Origin of the sequence: Kluyvera ascorbata ATCC 33433, from assembly GCF_000735365.1 — a bacterium.
Lineage (GTDB): Bacteria > Pseudomonadota > Gammaproteobacteria > Enterobacterales > Enterobacteriaceae > Kluyvera > Kluyvera ascorbata.
Window position 1 is genome coordinate 1 of sequence record NZ_JMPL01000094.1, and the last position, 17,717, is coordinate 17,717.

The following is a 17,717-nucleotide window of genomic DNA, read 5'->3' on the forward strand; positions in this document are numbered from 1 at the left end:
GAAACCTCGCTACGATACCTGCAACCGGAACGACGACATCGCGGCCACCAGCGCCTGCGACTGTTCTTCCAGCGAGCGGGTTGCCGCCGACGATTGCTGTACCAGCGCGGCGTTCTGCTGCGCCGTTTCATCCATCTGGCTCACCGCAATATTCACCTGCTCAATGCCGCGACTCTGCTCCTGCGACGCGCTGGCAATCTCGCGCATCAGCTTGGTCATGCGCATCACTTCGCTGGCAATCTCATCCATGGTTTCCCCCGCCTGCTGCGCAAGGTCACTGCCTTCGCTGACGTGGGTTTGTGAAGCAGAAATCAGCTGACGAATCTCTTTGGCGGCATCCGCACTGCGGCTTGCCAGATTACGCACTTCGCCAGCCACCACCGCGAACCCGCGCCCCTGCTCGCCCGCACGCGCCGCTTCCACCGAGGCGTTCAGTGCCAGAATGTTAGTCTGGAAGGCAATTCCGTCAATCACGCTGAGGATATCGGCGATGCGGTTGGCGCTGCCGGCAATATCCTGCATTTTTTCAATCACATAGCAGACCATTTCGCTGCCGCGATCGGCGGTATCGGACACCTCCTGCGCCAGCTTGTGCGCCTGGTCGGCGTTATCGGCGTTCTGCTTCACGGTGGCGGTGATCTCTTCCATGCTGGCGGCAGTTTGTTCAAGCGACGTCGCCGTCGACTCGGTGCGCTGCGCCAGATGGTTGTTGCCTGCCGTCAGTTCACGGCTGCCAACGTCAATCTGCGAGCTGGCATCGCGCACGCGCATCACCGAATTCATCATCGATTCACGCATGCCGGTAATCGCCACGTTCAGGCGCTTAATCTCCGCACTGCTCGCCTTCAGCGGTGAATGGGTTAAGTCCCCCGCCGCTACTTGCTCCAATTGACCAATCGCCGCCGCCAGCGGTTTAAGCAGCAGGTGGCGCAGTTGCAGCCAGCCCAGCGCCATCACGCCTGCGGTCAGGAGAATGGCGATAACCATCAGTACCAGCACGCGGTTTTTGGTGCTGTGCACCGCCGAGATTTCAATCTGGCCGCGAGACTCGCCCCAGTCCTGGAACGCGCGGATCGCATCATCAAACTGGCGAGAGACCGGGATCATGGTCTTTTCCAGCAGATCGTAATAGCCGTCGACGTTTTGCTGATTCAGCGCCGCCAGCATTGGCACAATCCCTTGAGTATTGTAGGTCTCGAAGCTTTTCATTACGTTCGCCAACAGCTGCGCGCCGTCGGCGTCATCCATCGAGGAGTGACCCACGTCGGTAATAATCTTCTGCCCCTGGACAACTTCACCGTTGAGGACTTTTACCGCCCTGGTGGCATCATCGAGCATCCCGATTTCCATCAGGCGGACCGCCTGGCTAGCTTCATTACGCGCACGTAATAGCAGCGTGTAACCTTCGTTTAGCTGGGTTATCTGGTCGCTTTGCAGATGGTCAATGCGTTGCAGAGAAGTGGAGCTTTTGGTGAGGGCATAAATGCCGATGCCGCTGACTAAAACCAGCAGCAGGGTCATCACGGCGAGCAGGGACAGCAAGCCGGTACGGATAGAGAGCGTTTTTAGCATCATAGTGTTGTCCGGTAGCAGGGGTACTGTTTGGCGTAAAAATTTAGTATCGGCTGCTACCGGAAAAACATTAGTGTTTCAGGGTGTTAGTCCTTTGTTACTGCCGCGCTTACGCGGGTCACCGCCGCATTCTGGCGGTTCTCCCACAGCACCGTCAGCGCGCGCTGGAGCGCAATGAAAATAAACAGCAGAATGCCGATGGCGATTTTCGTCCACCAGGAGCTCAGCGTGCCGTCGAAATTGATGTAGGTCTGAATCAGCCCCTGAATGCCAACGCCGAACAACGTGCCAAGCACCGTTCCGACGCCGCCGCTCAGCAGCGTGCCGCCAATCACCACCGAGGCAATGGCATCCAGTTCTACCCCAACGCCTGCCAGCGCGTAGCCCGCTTGGGTATAGATGGAGAAGACGATACCGGCGAGCGTCGCCAGCCCGGTCGACAGCATATAGATGCGCACGATGGTGCTGCGGGTCGGAATCCCCATCAGGTTCGCCGAGGTGGCGTTACCGCCGATGGCATACACCTGATTGCCAAAGCGCGTGCGGTGAGCCAGAAAGATCCCCAGAATCACTACCAGCAGCATCAACAGCCCCATCGCGCTCAGGCGACCACCACCGGGAATGGTCCACGCCAGCCCGGAGAGGGTGTCGTAGAGCGGATGATCGATAGGAATCGACTCCTCGGAAACCAGATAGCTGACGCCGCGCAGGAAGAACATCCCGGCCAGGGTGATGATAAACGCCGGGATCTTCAGAGCATCAATCAGCCAGCCCATAAAGGCGCCGAAAGCGCAGCCCATCACCAGCACCAGCGGGAATGCCACCAGCGGTGACAGCCCCCAGAAGCCAATCGCTTTCGCTAAGAAAACGCCGGTAAAGGCGATCACCGAACCGACGGAGAGATCGATACCGCCGGAGAGGATCACAAAGGTCATCCCCACCGCCACAATGCCCAAAAAGGCGTTGTCGGTCAGAATGTTGCAAATCACCCGCGTCGAAGCGAAGCCAGGAAACTGGGTCAGGCAATAGAGATAGCCGAGGATGAACACGCCCAGGGTGATCATCAACGGCAAATTACGTTTTATCATCGCGGCGTACCCTTTTCAGCATCTGAATAAAGCGCGGCGACTGGACGATCAGCACGCACATCACCACCACCGCTTTCACTACCTGATTCAGTTCAGGCGGGAACCCGGAGAGCAAAATACCGGTGTTCATACCCTGAATAATCAGCGCGCCGACCACCGACAGCAGCAGGTTAAACCGCCCGCCCATCAGCGAGCCGCCACCGATCACCACCGCCAGAATCGCGTCAAGCTCCAGCCACAGCCCGGCGTTGTTGGCATCGGCACCACGAATGTCTGCCGCTACAATGGTTCCGGCAATGGCCGCGCAGACACCGCTCAGCACATAGGCCAGCATCACGACGATGCGGGTATTTACTCCGGCGTTTTTCGCCGCGCGGATGTTAATCCCTACCGCTTCGATAAACATGCCGAGAGCGGTTTTACGCGCCAGCAGCCAGAAAATCACCAGCGTTACCAGCGCAATCATCACCGGCGTCGGGAACAGCAGAAACTTGCCGCTGCCAATCCACGCCAGCGACGGCGAGTCGAAGGTGACTATCTGCCCGGAGGTGATGAGCTGCGCCACGCCGCGTCCGGCCACCATCAAAATTAGCGTCGCCACAAAGGGCTGAATTTTGAGGATAGCGACCAGAATGCCGTTCCACAGCCCGGCCAGCACGCCGGAGCCTAGCGCCGCCAGCAGTACCACCGGCAGGCTATGCCCGGCCACGGTCATTGAAGCCGCGGTCGCCCCGGCAATCGCCATTACCGCACCCACAGAAAGATCGATCCCGCCGGTGGCAATCACCAGCGTCATGCCAATCGCCAGCAGCGCCACGGGCGCCGCGCGGTTGAGGATATCAATCGGGCTGCCGAACAGGCGGCCATCCTGTAGCGTTATCTGGAAAAAGTGCGGTGCGACAAGACTGTCGACCAGCAGCACCAGAATCAGCGCCGCAATTTGCGGCATGCCCGGCGGCCAGCGAAAACGTCGCGCGGGCTGGCCGGGTTGAGGAACGGATCGAGGCATCACGGTGTACTCCTTAGGCCGCAATAGCGTTCATGATGGCAGGGACGGAGAGCTTATCGAGCGGGATCTCCGCCACCTGTTGGCGATCGCGCATGATGATCACCCGGTCGGCGTAGCCCACCAGCTCTTCCAGTTCGGATGAGATAACCAGCAGCGCCAGACCATCCGCGCAGAGCGTTTCGATCAGGCGAATGATCTCCGCGTGGGCGCCCACGTCGATCCCACGGGTCGGTTCGTCGAGGATCAGGAACTGCGGGCGCGTCAGCAGCCAGCGGGAGAGCAGCACCTTCTGCTGGTTGCCGCCGGAGAGAAACTCCACCGGCTGCTCGGCGCTGGGTGTACGGATCCCCAGTTGGCGGATAAAGCGCTCAGCAATATCATTTTGTTCCTTGCGCGGGATCGGCCGCAGCCAGCCGCGCTGCGCCTGCAGCGCGAGGATGATATTTTCCCGTACCGACGCGGCGGCAATAATGCCGTCAGTTTTGCGATCCTCAGGACAGAAACCGATCCCAAGACAAGAGGCCTGATGCGGCGAGCGCAGGGTTTGCGGTTTGCCTTTGATCGTCGCCTGCCCGCTGTCGGCAGGATGAATACCGAAGATCACTTCGGCGGTTTCGGTACGACCCGATCCCAGGAGTCCTGCCAGGCCGACGATCTCGCCAGGGCGAATGTGCAGATCGAACGGGGCGATGGTGCCTTTTTTGCCGTAACCCTCAAACGAGGCGACCGGTTTATCGCTGAGTAACGTACGCCCGGCGCGTTGAAGCGCCTGATGCTCCAGCTCACGGCCGAGCATCATTTTGACCAGTTCTATCTGCGGCAGCTCGCGGGTTTCCCGGCAGCCAACGAACGATCCGTTGCGCAGTACGGTGATCCTGTCGCTGACCGCATAGACCTGATCGAGGAAGTGGGTGACGAAGATCAGGCTGACGCCCTGATCGCGCAGCTGGCGCATCAGGGTGAAGAGCATCTCCACTTCTTTGGTGTCGAGGCTGGCGGTAGGTTCGTCGAGGATCAGCACTTTTGCCGAGAGATCGATAGCCCGGCAGATAGCGACGATTTGCTGCATCGCGACAGAGAAGCGGTTTAACGGCTCGCGCACGTCGAGAGAGAAGCCATAAGAGGCCATCAGCGCGGTGGCGCGCTTTTCCATCTCTTTGCGCTGGATAAAACCAAAGCGTTTGGGTTCACGGCCAATAAACAGGTTATCCGCCACCGACATGTTCGGCAGCAGGTTCACTTCCTGGTAGACGGTACCAATGCCCAACTGCTGGGCATGGGCGGTATTTTTGGGATTGATTTGCTGGCCTTCCAGCCAGATGCTGCCGCTGTTGGCATGGTAGACGCCGGTCAGCGCTTTGATGAGCGTGGATTTTCCCGCGCCGTTTTCGCCGAGCAGCGCCATGATTTCACCGCGCCGCAGGCTGAAGTTGACGTTATCCAGCGCTTTCACGCCGGGAAAGTACTGGCAGAGCCCCTCGGTGCGGAGGATTTCCGGGTTGGTTTCAGTGGTCATGGTGCGCTCCCCCCTCACCCAATACATTGTGCCTGACTTGCAACCCGCACCGCTCAGCTCCCTCTCCCTTTCAGGGAGAGGGTAGAGGTGAGGGTACCTGCCGCTTAATAGCCCATATTTTTCTTCTTCTCTAACTCTTCTTTCGCCGTATCCGGCAGATACAGCGTCGATTTGGTCAGCGTCACTTTTTCCGGCATGGTGCCGTCTTTCTTGAATTTCTCCAGCGCATCAAACGCCGGGCCGGCCATATTCGGGGTCAGCTCGACGCTGGCGTTCGCTTCACCGGCGATCATCGCTTTATAAATATCCGGTACGCCGTCAATCGAACCGGTCAGAATGTCTTTACCCGGCTTCAGCCCTGCCTCTTTAATGGCCTGGATAGCACCGATCACCATGTCATCGTTATGGGCGTAAACCATGCAGATGTTCTTGCCGTTGTTCTCCGCCTTGATAAAGCTTTCCATGACCTCTTTGCCCTTACTGCGCGTAAAGTCGCCGGACTGGGAGCGGATAATTTTGATGTTGGACGCTTTAGAAATCGCGTCGGCGAAGCCTTTCTTACGGTCAATCGCCACGCTCGCCCCCACCGTCCCTTGCAGCTCAACGACGTTACACGGTTTGCCGTCGACGGTTTTAATCAGCCATTCGCCAATCAGCTGGCCTTCCAGCACGTTGTTAGCGGTGACTGTGGTCATATAGAGAGATTTGTCTTTGACATCAATGGAGCGGTCGAGCAGGAAGACCGGGATCTTGGCCTCTTTGGCTTCCTTCAGCACCGGTTCCCAGCCTGTCGCCACAACCGGTGCGATAAAGATGGCATCCACACCCTGAGCGATAAACGAACGCACCGCTTTAATCTGGTTTTCCTGCTTTTGCTGGCCGTCGGTAATCTTCAGGGTGATACCGCGTTTTTCCGCTTCCTGCTTCGCAACGTTGGTTTCCGCCGCGCGCCAGCCGGATTCAGATCCGACCTGCGAAAATCCCACCGTTAATGGAGCAGCCATGACCATAGACGACATGGCTGCGGAAACTGCTGTGACAAGAAGTAAGCGCTTCCACATAGAGATATCCTCGTAGGGTTATTGTTGGTCAAATATTCATCTGCGGAAAAACTATAGACAATAGGACATGTAACGGAATGCGTTACATCACACTTCAAAAAAGTAAATTATTTGTTAATTAGCAGCAGGCGTCAGAGCGCAGGAAGGAGTAGGTGTCGCGCACCCATTGATGGCAATCGATTTTGTGTTTTTTTTGACCGCATCACCGTCATTTTTTATCGTGATGTAAACGCTTTCATGATTTTATTCATGATGCGGCTGTGTTTATGGATTTTTCTGCTTTAAGAAGGCGCTGAAAAGGCCAGGTTCCAGGGAGAGAGACGTAAAACAGGTCAAGACTTTCCCGACGAGTTGGCTATAATACCGGGCACTAGTTTGCCATACATTCTAAAGGAAACAGACATGAGCTTACTCAACGTCCCTGCGGGTAAAGATCTGCCGGAAGATATCTACGTTGTCATCGAAATCCCAGCTAACGCAGATCCTATCAAATACGAAGTCGACAAAGAGAGCGGCGCGCTGTTCGTTGACCGTTTCATGTCCACCGCGATGTTCTATCCGTGCAACTACGGTTACATCAACCACACCCTGTCTCTGGACGGTGACCCGGTAGACGTTCTGGTCCCAACCCCGTACCCACTGGAGCCAGGTTCCGTCATTCGCTGCCGTCCAGTTGGCGTGTTGAAAATGACCGACGAATCCGGTGAAGATGCGAAACTGGTTGCGGTACCGCACACCAAGCTGAGCAAAGAATACGATCACATCAAAGATGTGAACGACCTGCCAGACCTGCTGAAAGCGCAGATCACCCACTTCTTCGAGCACTACAAAGACCTCGAAGCAGGCAAATGGGTTAAAGTTGACGGTTGGGACAATGCTGAAGCGGCTAAAGCTGAAATCGTTGCTTCCTTCGAGCGCGCGAAGAAATAATATTTTTCGAGCGTGACAAAACACCGCCTTCGGGCGGTGTTTTTGTTTGTGCGAGTCCCGGCGGCGCTTCGCTTGGCCGGGCTACCTGGTTCACGCAGCTCCGGAACAAAAAAACAACGCCACCCCCAGGGTGGCGTTGCCGTATTCAATACTGGTCTTTATCCAACCAGTTACCGCTTTCTATCAGCTTCAGCCCGTCGACCGGGCGCTGATAGACATACATCCAGGCACTACCGTAAGGCGTCTGGATGAGGTGACGTGCATATTCACCCGCTTTGGTGCGCAGCGCATCCAGTTCGGCTAGCGTCGAGGCGTCAATTCGATAAACCTCACCGTGTACTGTGCCTTCACCTGGCACCGCGCCTGGATAGTGGCCCAGGCTGTACAGTTGATAATCGAAAACGCTGTGATCGCCCAGCCACTGGGCGTTCGTCATCCAGTGGCTGTTGCCTTGTTTGCGCCGTAAACTGCCGTACACAAATATTCGCATTGCTAAAACTCAAACTGATAGAGCAAATCGAGCGCCTGGTCTACGCCAGACACCGCTTCCAGATACAGCTTAGGCATCAGGCGATAGCGTAACGTGAGCGTCGCTAACGAGTCAAAGATCCCAACGCCATATTTCACCTGCAGACCCGGCAATACGTAACCACTGACCACCACCTGGGAGGAATCACCCACCCCTTGTGTATCGAGAGCCAGATTACTTACGCCAAACGTCTCGCCGATTTTACCCACAAGCTGACCACTTTGTGCAACCCCCATACCAATAAGCATAGATGTCATTGCCGCACTGTCACTCTGACCGCTATCCAGCCCCTGTCCACGAACCAGGTAAGAGAGCGCTTCCTGCTGTGACATCGCCGGGTCGGAGAAGACTTCTGCCTTAGGCTGATCGGCGGTACCGGTGACGCGAACGCCAGCGATAACATCGTTTTCCGTCGATTCCGGGTTACGAATCGCTTCGATGTTGAGCAGCGGCTGATCCGGCGGACCGGAGAACAGCAGTTCGCCTTTACGCACGATCAAGTCCTGGCCATAGGCGTGGAAACGCCCTTCCGGAATATTAATCTGGCCGTTCAGGCCCAGCCCCTGTTTATCCTGCGCTACCTTCAGGTCGCCGGTCAGGCGCGCTTTCAGCCCGAAGGCATCAAGACGGACGTTGTTGCCAACGTGGATATTCAGGTTGCTGTTGATAGGAATCGACGCAGACTGCGTTTTCTCCGGCTTGAGGTCGCTGTTGAGCATCACCTCATCGCTGGAAACGCCCACAGCGCTTTCCGGCACCTCTTTCACCACAATACGCGCCCATGGGATATCGACGTTGCCATCCAACGTAAACAAGCTTGGCGTGGCGTTAAAGACGATATCCGGCGACACATCAAGGCGCACCATCGGCGGCACGGTAATACGCACCCGGCTGCCTTTTGCGGCGATGCGCGCCCGCCAGTTGTCGATTTGCCGCCAGTCCGCATCGCCGTTCAGGCTGATTTGCCCCTGCTGGGTGCGAATGTCGCCCTGCAACGTCGAGCTGGCACCGTTGAAGTTCATGGTTATCTGGCTTGGCTGCATATCAAACGGCATAAAGTTGCCGTCGACGTCGATACCGTTCAACTGCATCTGCCCGAAGAGCAGCGGGCTCATCGCATTACCGCCGAGACGCAGGTTCGCGTTGAGCTTACCTTCCGCCTTTTCACCGCGGGAGAAGATAGGGTTAATCATCGCCAGCGAGAAGTTACGAATATTGACGTTGCCGCCAAGGTTGCGACGCCCCTGCGGGTCGGTCACCTGCACCTGACCGTCAAGTTGGCCGTTATTGGTCAGACGGATAAGCCAGCCTAGCTCCGCGCGGTTGTTATGCAAGTCTGCGTTCAGGTTCAGCGTGTCAAAGGCCACCGGCAGCGGCGCATTGTTGACGATTTGCGTCACCTTCACGTTGCGCCCGGAGAGCGTCACTTTACCCTGCGGCAGCCCCTCTTTGGTGGTGTCCCAGGTGACGTCCGCATTACCGCTGAACACGCCGCTCGCCTGCGTCTCTTCCGGCATAAACGGTTTGAGCATCGCGAGATCGAAGCGGTTGAGGTTCACTATCGCATGGCCTGCGGCACCGGCATCAATCGTCTGCGGTACGCACAGTTCGGCGTTCGGGTTCACCCAGCAATGCGGCCCGATGCTGATTTTCTGCTCGAGGTTGCGGTAGTCCAGCGCGATATCGCGGTTAACCGACCACGGGCCAACCGGGGTCTGGAAGCGCGTATTGCTAAGCGCCCCCTTCCAGCGTTCTTCTTTGCGGTCAAAACTGCCCGACAGCGCCAGCTGGCCGGAGACCGGCTCGCCCTGAATCTGCAACTGCAAGGCGTGCTGCTTCTCGTTGCCTTTGGCCGCCAGGTGCACCAGGCCGATATTCACGCCCGGCTGCGCAATGCGTTCCACGCGCACATCGAGGTTTCCGGCAATCTGATCAGTCGACTTGACCTCGCCGTCCACGCGCACCTGAGCAATCGACAGCTCCTGCCAGCGTAGGCCGCGCGCGGTGATATCCGCCAGTAACTGCGGCGCGTCGACGGTGCCACGAATTTTCACCAGCCCTTTCGCCGTGCCGCCAAGACCCGGCAGCATGTTGTCGAGCTTCGGCGCATCAATGTTGGCGTCCAGGTTGAGGTCTTTTACCCCCAGTTCGCCCTTCACGTCGGCGGTGTTATTGCCCAGCGCCACGTGCAGGCCGGGAATGGTCCACTGCATGTAGCTGTTACCGCGTACGGAACCCTCGACGTTCACCTTGTTCTGCTTCACGTTGCCGGTGATTTTCACCTCCGGCACGTTCATCTGCCAGGTGCCGCCGTAAAGGCTGCCGTTGGTTTTAATCAGGCCGTCCAGCTTCGACGGCCAGTCCGGTGCCACCTTGGCGGTGTTGATGCTGCGAAGCGCCAGTTCGCCGCGCCAACTTATCGCCTGCTGCCAGTCGAGCAGCGCGGTCAGTTCGGTTTTGCCTTCCAGGGCCGCTACGGTGAGTTTGTCGAGGCTCACCTGCCGCTCGTTGCCTTTCGCGTCGATGGTGATATCCGCTGGCGGCACGCCCTGCCCTTTCACCGCGGTGCGGAATGACAGCGTATAGTCAGTCATCTTGCCGCCGAGCTTCATTTTCAGGTCATCGGCCTGGAACTGCTTCTCACCGGTAAACGGCCAGTAGAGCTGTTTACTGTTCACTTCAATATTAAACGGCAACCCGGCTTCCGCCAGCTGCGCCTGGGCGCGGAGAGAAACGTCTACCGGGCCGGAGAGATTAACCCCGACCTCAAGCTGTTTACGCACCTCACCGCCCACTTTCAGCTTCACTTTCTCGCCCTTCAGCGGGTCCATGTTCAGCGTACTGTTGAGCGTGATGTCTACCGGCCAGTCATTAATCAACTGCGCGGTACCGCTGGCGTTCACCGTGCCCTGGCTGGAATCAACGTCCAGCGCGTCGAGCTTCATGTTGCCGTCGATGCTGCTTACCTTCAGCAGCATTTTGTAGACCGTCAGGTCGGTGTCGCCGGTAATGCGCAGCTGTTCGCCGCTAAAGGATTCAACGTTCAGGTTCAGCGGCAAATGAACATCGGCCATTTCCGGCAGCACCGGCTTGGAGAACAGCTCGGTCATGGTTTCGCCGAGCGGTTTTTCCTGCGGCTGCGGGTTGTCGATTTTCGGCTCAACCACCTCTTTTTGCGCCACGTCGGCTACTTTCGGTAGGGCAATCAGCAGCCCTTGCAGCGTGGTCGGCGTGAGGGTCAGGTTTTTCTCCTGCCACTGAAGGCCGCTGGTGAAATCCATCACCGACACCGTGGTGTCATCAATTTTGATATTGACGTTGTTAAGCGCGAAGCGCTTGAGGGTAATCGGGTACGGCGTGGAGAGGTTCAGCGGGCCGCTGTCCTCCTCTTTGACCGGCGCGGCGGGCGGCATTTTGCTACTGTCGATAGCCACGTTGATGTTGCTGAGCGCAATATCATTCACGCACACGCTGCTGTGCCACAGGCATTTCAGATCCACCGCAAGGTGAAACTCCCCGGCGTCCACCGCCACGCCCGGCTGGGTGTAGCGGACGTTTTTCAGCGTCAGATCGCGCCAGCCGCCGGTGACTTTGCCAATTTCCAGCCCCGGCACCCAGCGGTTTGCCGCGTTAAACAGCAGATGTAACCCTGTCGTCGTGCCAACCAGGAATCCGACGATCCCCACCAGCAATACGAGAAAAATCAGCACACCGAGGCTTATTTTCTTCCATAACGTCATAGTTCAGGCCCCAGTCCAATGTAAAACTGCAATCCATGTTCATCTTTATCGCCCACCGGAACGGCGAAATCGAGCTTGATTGGCCCAACCGGCGACTGCCAGCGTACGCCGACGCCCGCGCCTTTTTTCCAGTCGCTCTGGCGAATATCGCTAACCGCTTCACCACCGTCGACAAACACCGCGCCCCACCACTTCCCGGTCACGTTGTACTGATACTCGAGCGAGCCGGTGGCCAGTTTTGATGCACCGATCAGCTTGCCTTTATCGTCGCGCGGGGCGATCGATTTGTATTTATAGCCGCGAATACTGCGGTCGCCACCGGCGAAGAAGCGCAGATCCGGCGGTACGCGGTCGAAGTCACCGGTTTCAATCCAGCCGAGGTTGCCGCGCATCACGAAGCGATGGCGGTCGTAGAGCGTACGGATCCAGACGTTTTGCGCCTGAATAACGGAGAAGTCGACGTCCGAACCCCAGGCGGTGTTGGAGTAGTCGATCGAGTAGCGCTGGGAATCGCCCCAGGTCGGCATCAAACCGCCGCGCGAACGGGTTCGGCTGATTGAGACGCCAGGATAGAACAGCATGGTGGTGTTGGTGACATCCGCCTGGGTAAAGTGGTCGAGGCTCCAGCGCAGGTTAATGGCGCGCTGCCAGCCGCTCGACAGGTCCCAGAAACGCGAGACCGCAAGCGTGGTGGAGTCGGCTTTGGTGTCGTTGAGGTCGGTGCTTTTGAAACCGCCCTGCACCAGATAATACTGTTCCAGCGGGTTCTTCAGCAGCGGAATTTTATAGCTGAAATCCAGCTGCTGTTCCGGCGCCGACACGCTGACGCTGGTCGTCAGGCTGTGGCCGTAGGAGTTCACCCACGGTTTTCGCCACGAGGCTTTCACTCGTGGCCCGACGTCGGTGGAGTAGCCGCCACCCAGTTCAACGGTGTTTTCGCTGCGCGGCGAGACGACGCCATGCAGCGGTAGCACCTTCGTTTTCCGGGATTTAGCGAACTCCGGCGCGACCACCACCGAGTTAAACCAGCCGGTGGCGGAAAGACGGCGGTTAAGTTCAGCCAGGTCGCTGGACTGGTAGTAATCCCCCTTTTTGAACGGCACCAGACGCTGCAGGTACTCTTCGCGGATCTGCGAGCCTTCAAAGGTGACATCACCAAAGCGGTAGCGCTCGCCGCTATCGTAGTCGATATCCCAGAATGCCTGATGACGGTCGAGCGACACGCCGAGCTGGCTCTTGTTAAACTCGCTATCAAAGTAGCCTTTGCGCAGCGCCACGCTGGTTAACGAACTTTTAAAATGGTCATAGTCGCTGTGATTCAGGACAGTGCCAATTTTAGGCCGGTTTTGCAGCAGCGCCAGATAGTCGCTGTCGGTTCGCGCACCGCCGCGCAGAATCACATCGGTGCCGCCGATAAGTACCGGCTCGCCTGGCGTCACTTTTGCCAGCAGCACCTGACGGCCTTTTGCCGGCGGTGGCTTAAGTTCGAAATCGATGGTCGGCTCATAGTAGCCGAGGGCCTTCAGCCCTTCACGAATAGCATCATCTACGCGCGCGCGAAAGCGACGATCGGGCGTCACCTCATCGCTGTCGATCGTGGAAAGCTGCGCACGTACGTTTTTTTGTAACTCGCCTGAGAGCCCTTCAACCTGCAGACGGATGTTTGCTGCACTGGCAACACCGCTGGTCAGCAGCAAGCTCACCAAACATAACTGGCGGATTTGTCGCACATTTTCTCCTGAATATCCTTGTTCCCACCCCAACGGGAAACGAAAGTCCGCTCCGCGGCCACGACTGCGTTTTCGCCAAAATTACGCTCTAAGAACGCACGGCATTCAACGTCAGCTTAAAAAACCCACTCTTTGTCGGGTTGAAATAAATACAGAGCCCCAAATTATTCTTATGTTTAAACTTAGACGTATTCGGCGCGTTTATTGTGTTAAAAGACACGCCCGGTTACAACCTTAACGGAAATTACCGTTCACCGGAGGCCTATCTCATGAGTCTAGCTGATAAAAAACACCTTGTATCTCAATCGGATGCATTGCCAGGAAGAAATACGCCGATGCCGGTCGCCACGCTCAATGTCGTGACAGAACACTCAATGACCAACGTTCCGGAGGGGATGGAGGTCGCATTATTCGCCATGGGCTGCTTCTGGGGCGTCGAACGTTTGTACTGGCAGACACCCGGTGTGTACAGCACCGCAGCAGGCTATACCGGCGGCTTTACGCCTAATCCAACCTACCGCGAAGTGTGCAGCGGGCAGACCGGGCATGCCGAAGCCGTGCGCGTGGTTTATGACCCGACGATGGTCAGCTATAGCGACCTGCTGAAAATTTTCTGGGAGAACCACGACCCGGCGCAGGGGATGAGACAAGGAAACGATCAGGGTACGCAGTATCGTTCGGCGATTTACCCCCTCACGCCGGAGCAAGAGCAGGAGGCGCATGCCAGCCTGAAACAGTTCCAGGACGCGATGAAGAGCTCAGGAGATGCGCGAACCATCACCACCGAAATCGCCAACGCCAAGCCGTTCTACTATGCCGAGGATGAGCACCAGCAGTACCTGTACAAAAATCCGCACGGCTACTGCGGCATCGGCGGGATTGGCGTATGCCTGCCTCCACAGTTGCAGGGTTAATCGTCCAACGCCACGCGCGCCGCATGTCGCGTGGCATTCGCCACTGTTCCGTAGTCCATGACTTTTCCCTGTAGTAACAGGTTATAGACCGGCGACTGAGGTCGGTTAAGCCGCGTTTGCAGCAGATGCACGGCCTCAATGCCCAGGTCACGGCAAGGGACACGAATACCGGTCACCGGCGCGGTCAGGCTATTTTCCAGATTCCACGTAAAATCGGTGGTGATAAGAGAGATATCCTCCGGTACGCGCAGCCCGTGGTGCTGCAACGCCTTCATCACCCCCTCGGTCATGCTCGTGCTGTTGGGGAAAATAACATCCGGCCACTGCGCACGATCGTGCGTCTCCAGCCACGTATTCAGCGCCCGCTCCGCTTCCTCCGCCGTGAACCACTCGGTGACCAGCAGGTCGTGCTGAGGGTTGAAAGGAACGTGGTGATAGCGATAGGCCTCTTTAATCCCATCCAGCCGGGCATAGAGCGTCTCCCTGCGCAGGCAGGTCATCGTCAGCACGCGCCGATGCCCTTGTTCAAAGAGATAACGCATCGCGGTAAAGCCGATAGCCCGGTGGTCAGGCGAGACGCAATCCAATGCCATTTCCCGGTCAATTGAATTAATCAACACGCAGGGCTTATTCAGCGTACTGGCCAGCTTGAGGATCGTGGGGTCATCCGTACCGATGATCACCACGGCATTGATGCTCTTCTGACCGGCTTTTTCGAGGAATAATTTTACGTCTGCGTGCTGCTCTTCCAGCGCGCAGTGGGTGATCCAGACATCATGCGGCGCACTGGCTTCGGCAACCCCTTTGGTGACTTCCAGATAAAAGGTATCGCCTCGCCCCTGAAACGTGCGCTCTGGGGCAAACACGGCGATGCCGTTAATCAGCAGCCGCCCGTTGGCCAGCGAGTCCAGCACTCCTAGCTGGCGAGCGCATTGCACAATCGCCTCTCGCGCCTTTTCGCTGGTATAGGATTTGCCGCTCAGCACCCGGGAAACGGTGCTAATGGAGTAGCCGGTTCGTGCGGCAATTTCATCCATTTTTAGCTTGCCTGGCATTGTGTGACCTCGCTCGCAATCATATTTTGCAAATTTTTGCAGATGCAGTTCGCTGATTTTAAAACCCATTTTCACTTTCCCGCCCATATTCCTGTTCGGCCTGCGAGCATTCTCACAAATTCCGTTTGTCCGCTTTATCCGCCTTCCCTATTTTCAGACTTCAGTCATTCCTATCACGGTTAAGGTGCAACATGGATAAGGTGCGTTTCGGCATTATTGGCGTGGGTAACATTGGTACCCTTCACGCCCGTTACCTGATGGCAGGTACGGTGAAAGAGGCCTGCCTGACGGCAGTGTGCGATAACGATCTCAGCAAGCATCCGGCTATTCGCCAGCTTGTTGGCGGCGGCATAACCCTATTTGACGATGCCGAAACCATGCTGAAAAGCGGGCTGATAGACGCGGTTATCGTCTCCACCCCGCATTACGATCATCCGGGCCTGTCGATGATGGCGATGCGCCACGGCATCCATACCCTTTGCGAAAAACCGGCCGGGGTTTACACCGCCCAGGTGCGTGAAATGAACGAATACGCCCGCGGCTGCAACGTGGTGTTCGGCATGATGTTCAACCAGCGCCCTAACCCGCTGTATCAGAAAGTGAAAGATCTGATCGACAGCGGCGAGCTGGGCGAACTGCGCCGCTCTAACTGGATTATCACCAACTGGTATCGCTCACAGAGCTACTACAACTCCGGCGGCTGGCGCGCCACCTGGAAGGGTGAAGGCGGCGGCGTGCTGCTCAATCAGGACCCGCATCAGCTCGACCTCTGGCAATGGCTGGTCGGCATGCCGGTGCGCATGCGCGCGTTCTGCCAGTTCGGTAAGCATCGCGATATTGAAGTGGAAAACGACGTCACCGCCTACGCCGAGTACGCCAACGGCGCCACCGGGGTCTTTATTACCACCACGGCGGAAGCGCCGGGTACCAACCGCCTGGAAATCACCGGCGATCGCGGCAAGGTGGTAGTAGAAGAAGGTCGCCTGCGCTTCTGGCGTCTGCGCGAGTCCGAACCAGAATTCAACGCCCGCTGGCAGAACGGCTTTGGCGAGCCGGAATGCTGGGAGGTGGTAATCCCCAACCCGCCGGAAAGCAGCGAACACCACGTGGTTACCGCCAACTTCTGCGACGCCGTGCTGCACGGTAAACCGCTGATTGCCCCGGGTACCGACGGCATTCGCGGCCTGACGCTCTCCAACGCCATGCACCTCTCCACCTGGACCGACGACTGGGTCAACCTGCCGTTTGACGAGGCGCTGTTTAAAAAGCTGCTGGACGAGCGCATCGCCACCTCCGTTGAAAAACAGGTCGAAAGTAAAACGCTGGATGCCTCCGGCACCTGGTAATCCGCATCAGGAGAGACACATGTTACGCATTGCTATCGTGGGAACCGGGAACATCTCCCACAACCATATTCAGGGCTATCAGGAATTTGCCGACCGCTGCCAGATAGTCGCGCTGGTCGATATCTACCCGGAAAAGGCGCAGGAGAAGAAAGAGCGCTACGGGCTGACCAACGCCACGGTGTTCAGCAGCCACCAGGCGCTGCTGGAGTCTGGTCTTGAGGTGGATATTGTCGATGTCTGCACGCCGCCGTACGTCCATGCGGAAATCAGCATCGATGCTTTAAACGCCGGTAAGCACGTGCTGTGCGAGAAGCCGATGGCCGCCTCGCTGGAAGAGTGCGACGCGATGATCGCGGCCCAGAAGGCCAGCGGTAAAATCCTCTCTATCATCGCCCAGAACCGCTTTACCGACGCCTTCTGGCGTTTAAAGCAGGTGGTCGATTCCGGAGAACTCGGGAAAATCTGCCACGCGCAGGTGGACTCATTCTGGTGGCGCGGCCACTGCTACTACGACTTGTGGTGGCGCGGCACCTGGGAAAAGGAGGGCGGCGGCTGCACCCTGAACCATGCGGTGCACCATATCGATGCCATCCAGTGGATGCTCGGCTTCCCAACCGAGGTGGTGGCGATGATGACCAACGTCGCCCACGATAACGCCGAAGTTGAAGACCTTTCCGCCGCCATTTTCCGCTACAGCAGCGGCGCGCTGACGCAGTTAACCGCCTCGGTGGTGCATCACGGCGAAGACCAGAAGATCGTGATTCAGGGCGACAAAGCGCGTATTTCCGCGCCGTGGGACGTGTGGGCCAGCGTGTCCGCCGATAATGGCTTCCCACAGGAGCAGCATAACGGCGAGCTGGAAGCGCGGCTCGACGCCCTCTTCCGCAATACGCCGAAGCTCAAATACACGCTGCATACCGGGCAGATTAACGACCTGCTGAATGCGGTGGAGCAGCGCGGCGAACCGCTGATTGACGGCGTGCAGGGTAAACGCTCGCTCGAGCTGATTACCGCTATCTATCAATCTTCCATTACCGGGCGCGTGGTGACGCTGCCCGTCAGCCCGGATGAGCCCTGGTATAAAACCGGTGGTCTGGTCTCCCTCGCCCCGCACTTCTACGAGAAGGCGGCATCGGTCGAGAACTTCAGCGAAGTGGGCGCGATTCCGTTGGGTAAAGATTTGGACAAAGGAGCATAAACATGAGCATCAAAGACGGTATGAACTAC

Annotated in this window: 13 protein-coding genes; 4 read left to right on the forward strand and 9 right to left on the reverse strand. The window is 57.5% G+C overall.

The genetic code is table 11. The features are described 5' to 3' along the window. Positions 1-9: 9 nt before the first annotated feature. From GKAS_RS17855 to ytfQ, 5 genes are all read right to left on the reverse strand, one after another. Complete coding sequence (locus GKAS_RS17855; protein WP_035896269.1) at positions 10-1,572, reverse strand: methyl-accepting chemotaxis protein; 1,563 nt, start codon at positions 1,570-1,572, stop codon at positions 10-12. A gap of 86 nt (positions 1,573-1,658) precedes the next feature. Beyond that, positions 1,659-2,660 (reverse strand): galactofuranose ABC transporter, permease protein YjfF, encoded by a 1,002-nt coding sequence (gene yjfF / locus GKAS_RS17860; protein WP_035896259.1) that lies wholly within the window; start codon positions 2,658-2,660, stop codon positions 1,659-1,661. After that, positions 2,647-3,672: a galactofuranose ABC transporter, ATP-binding protein YtfT gene (gene ytfT / locus GKAS_RS17865; RefSeq protein ID WP_115074784.1), complete on the reverse strand. Its 1,026-nt coding sequence runs from the start codon at positions 3,670-3,672 to the stop codon at positions 2,647-2,649. The genes yjfF and ytfT overlap by 14 nt, the downstream gene beginning before the upstream one ends. A 10-nt stretch (positions 3,673-3,682) precedes the next feature. Beyond that, complete coding sequence (gene ytfR / locus GKAS_RS17870) at positions 3,683-5,185, reverse strand: galactofuranose ABC transporter, ATP-binding protein YtfR (protein ID WP_035896261.1); 1,503 nt, start codon at positions 5,183-5,185, stop codon at positions 3,683-3,685. Positions 5,186-5,289: 104 nt separating this feature from the next. Continuing rightward, positions 5,290-6,246, reverse strand: coding sequence for a galactofuranose ABC transporter, galactofuranose-binding protein YtfQ (ytfQ, locus tag GKAS_RS17875; protein ID WP_035896262.1), 957 nt, complete (start codon positions 6,244-6,246; stop codon positions 5,290-5,292). A 402-nt stretch (positions 6,247-6,648) separates the two neighbouring features. On the opposite strand from ytfQ, the gene ppa reads away from it, so the two are divergent. Then, positions 6,649-7,176, forward strand: a complete 528-nt coding sequence (gene ppa, locus GKAS_RS17880; RefSeq protein WP_005134479.1) for an inorganic diphosphatase — start codon at positions 6,649-6,651, stop codon at positions 7,174-7,176. A 145-nt stretch (positions 7,177-7,321) separates the two neighbouring features. Here ppa and GKAS_RS17885 read toward each other — a convergent pair whose 3' ends face one another. From GKAS_RS17885 to tamA, 3 genes are read right to left on the reverse strand one after another with little or no spacing between them, the layout of a single operon-like run. After that, positions 7,322-7,666 (reverse strand): gamma-glutamylcyclotransferase family protein, encoded by a 345-nt coding sequence (locus tag GKAS_RS17885; RefSeq protein WP_035896263.1) that lies wholly within the window; start codon positions 7,664-7,666, stop codon positions 7,322-7,324. A gap of 2 nt (positions 7,667-7,668) precedes the next feature. After that, entirely contained in the window at positions 7,669-11,445 is a 3,777-nt protein-coding gene (gene tamB, locus GKAS_RS17890) for an autotransporter assembly complex protein TamB (protein ID WP_035896264.1), read from the reverse strand. Further along, complete coding sequence (gene tamA, locus GKAS_RS17895; RefSeq protein ID WP_035896265.1) at positions 11,442-13,175, reverse strand: autotransporter assembly complex protein TamA; 1,734 nt, start codon at positions 13,173-13,175, stop codon at positions 11,442-11,444. The genes tamB and tamA overlap by 4 nt, the downstream gene beginning before the upstream one ends. 269 nt (positions 13,176-13,444) lie before the next feature. On the opposite strand from tamA, the gene msrA reads away from it, so the two are divergent. Next, a complete protein-coding gene (gene msrA / locus GKAS_RS17900) occupies positions 13,445-14,089 on the forward strand; it encodes a peptide-methionine (S)-S-oxide reductase MsrA (protein WP_035896266.1) in 645 nt (214 codons plus the stop codon). Here msrA and GKAS_RS17905 read toward each other — a convergent pair. Continuing rightward, positions 14,086-15,144 (reverse strand): LacI family DNA-binding transcriptional regulator, encoded by a 1,059-nt coding sequence (locus GKAS_RS17905; RefSeq protein ID WP_035896270.1) that lies wholly within the window; start codon positions 15,142-15,144, stop codon positions 14,086-14,088. The genes msrA and GKAS_RS17905 overlap by 4 nt on opposite strands. Before the next feature lie 191 nt (positions 15,145-15,335). Between GKAS_RS17905 and GKAS_RS17910 the strand changes: the two genes are divergently transcribed. Further along, positions 15,336-16,490 (forward strand): Gfo/Idh/MocA family protein, encoded by a 1,155-nt coding sequence (locus tag GKAS_RS17910; protein WP_035896267.1) that lies wholly within the window; start codon positions 15,336-15,338, stop codon positions 16,488-16,490. A 19-nt stretch (positions 16,491-16,509) separates the two neighbouring features. Beyond that, positions 16,510-17,688, forward strand: coding sequence for a Gfo/Idh/MocA family protein (locus tag GKAS_RS17915; protein WP_035896268.1), 1,179 nt, complete (start codon positions 16,510-16,512; stop codon positions 17,686-17,688). Positions 17,689-17,717 lie beyond the last annotated feature (29 nt).

Coding starts and splice junctions, on each gene's coding strand:
- tamB (WP_035896264.1), bottom strand. CDS start 11,445: ATGACGTTATGGAAGAAAATAAGCCTCGGTGTGCTGATTTTTCTCGTA.
- ytfQ (WP_035896262.1), bottom strand. CDS start 6,246: ATGTGGAAGCGCTTACTTCTTGTCACAGCAGTTTCCGCAGCCATGTCG.
- GKAS_RS17915 (WP_035896268.1), top strand. CDS start 16,510: ATGTTACGCATTGCTATCGTGGGAACCGGGAACATCTCCCACAACCAT.
- GKAS_RS17910 (WP_035896267.1), top strand. CDS start 15,336: ATGGATAAGGTGCGTTTCGGCATTATTGGCGTGGGTAACATTGGTACC.
- msrA (WP_035896266.1), top strand. CDS start 13,445: ATGAGTCTAGCTGATAAAAAACACCTTGTATCTCAATCGGATGCATTG.
- GKAS_RS17855 (WP_035896269.1), bottom strand. CDS start 1,572: ATGCTAAAAACGCTCTCTATCCGTACCGGCTTGCTGTCCCTGCTCGCC.
- ppa (WP_005134479.1), top strand. CDS start 6,649: ATGAGCTTACTCAACGTCCCTGCGGGTAAAGATCTGCCGGAAGATATC.
- GKAS_RS17905 (WP_035896270.1), bottom strand. CDS start 15,144: ATGCCAGGCAAGCTAAAAATGGATGAAATTGCCGCACGAACCGGCTAC.
- yjfF (WP_035896259.1), bottom strand. CDS start 2,660: ATGATAAAACGTAATTTGCCGTTGATGATCACCCTGGGCGTGTTCATC.
- GKAS_RS17885 (WP_035896263.1), bottom strand. CDS start 7,666: ATGCGAATATTTGTGTACGGCAGTTTACGGCGCAAACAAGGCAACAGC.
- ytfR (WP_035896261.1), bottom strand. CDS start 5,185: ATGACCACTGAAACCAACCCGGAAATCCTCCGCACCGAGGGGCTCTGC.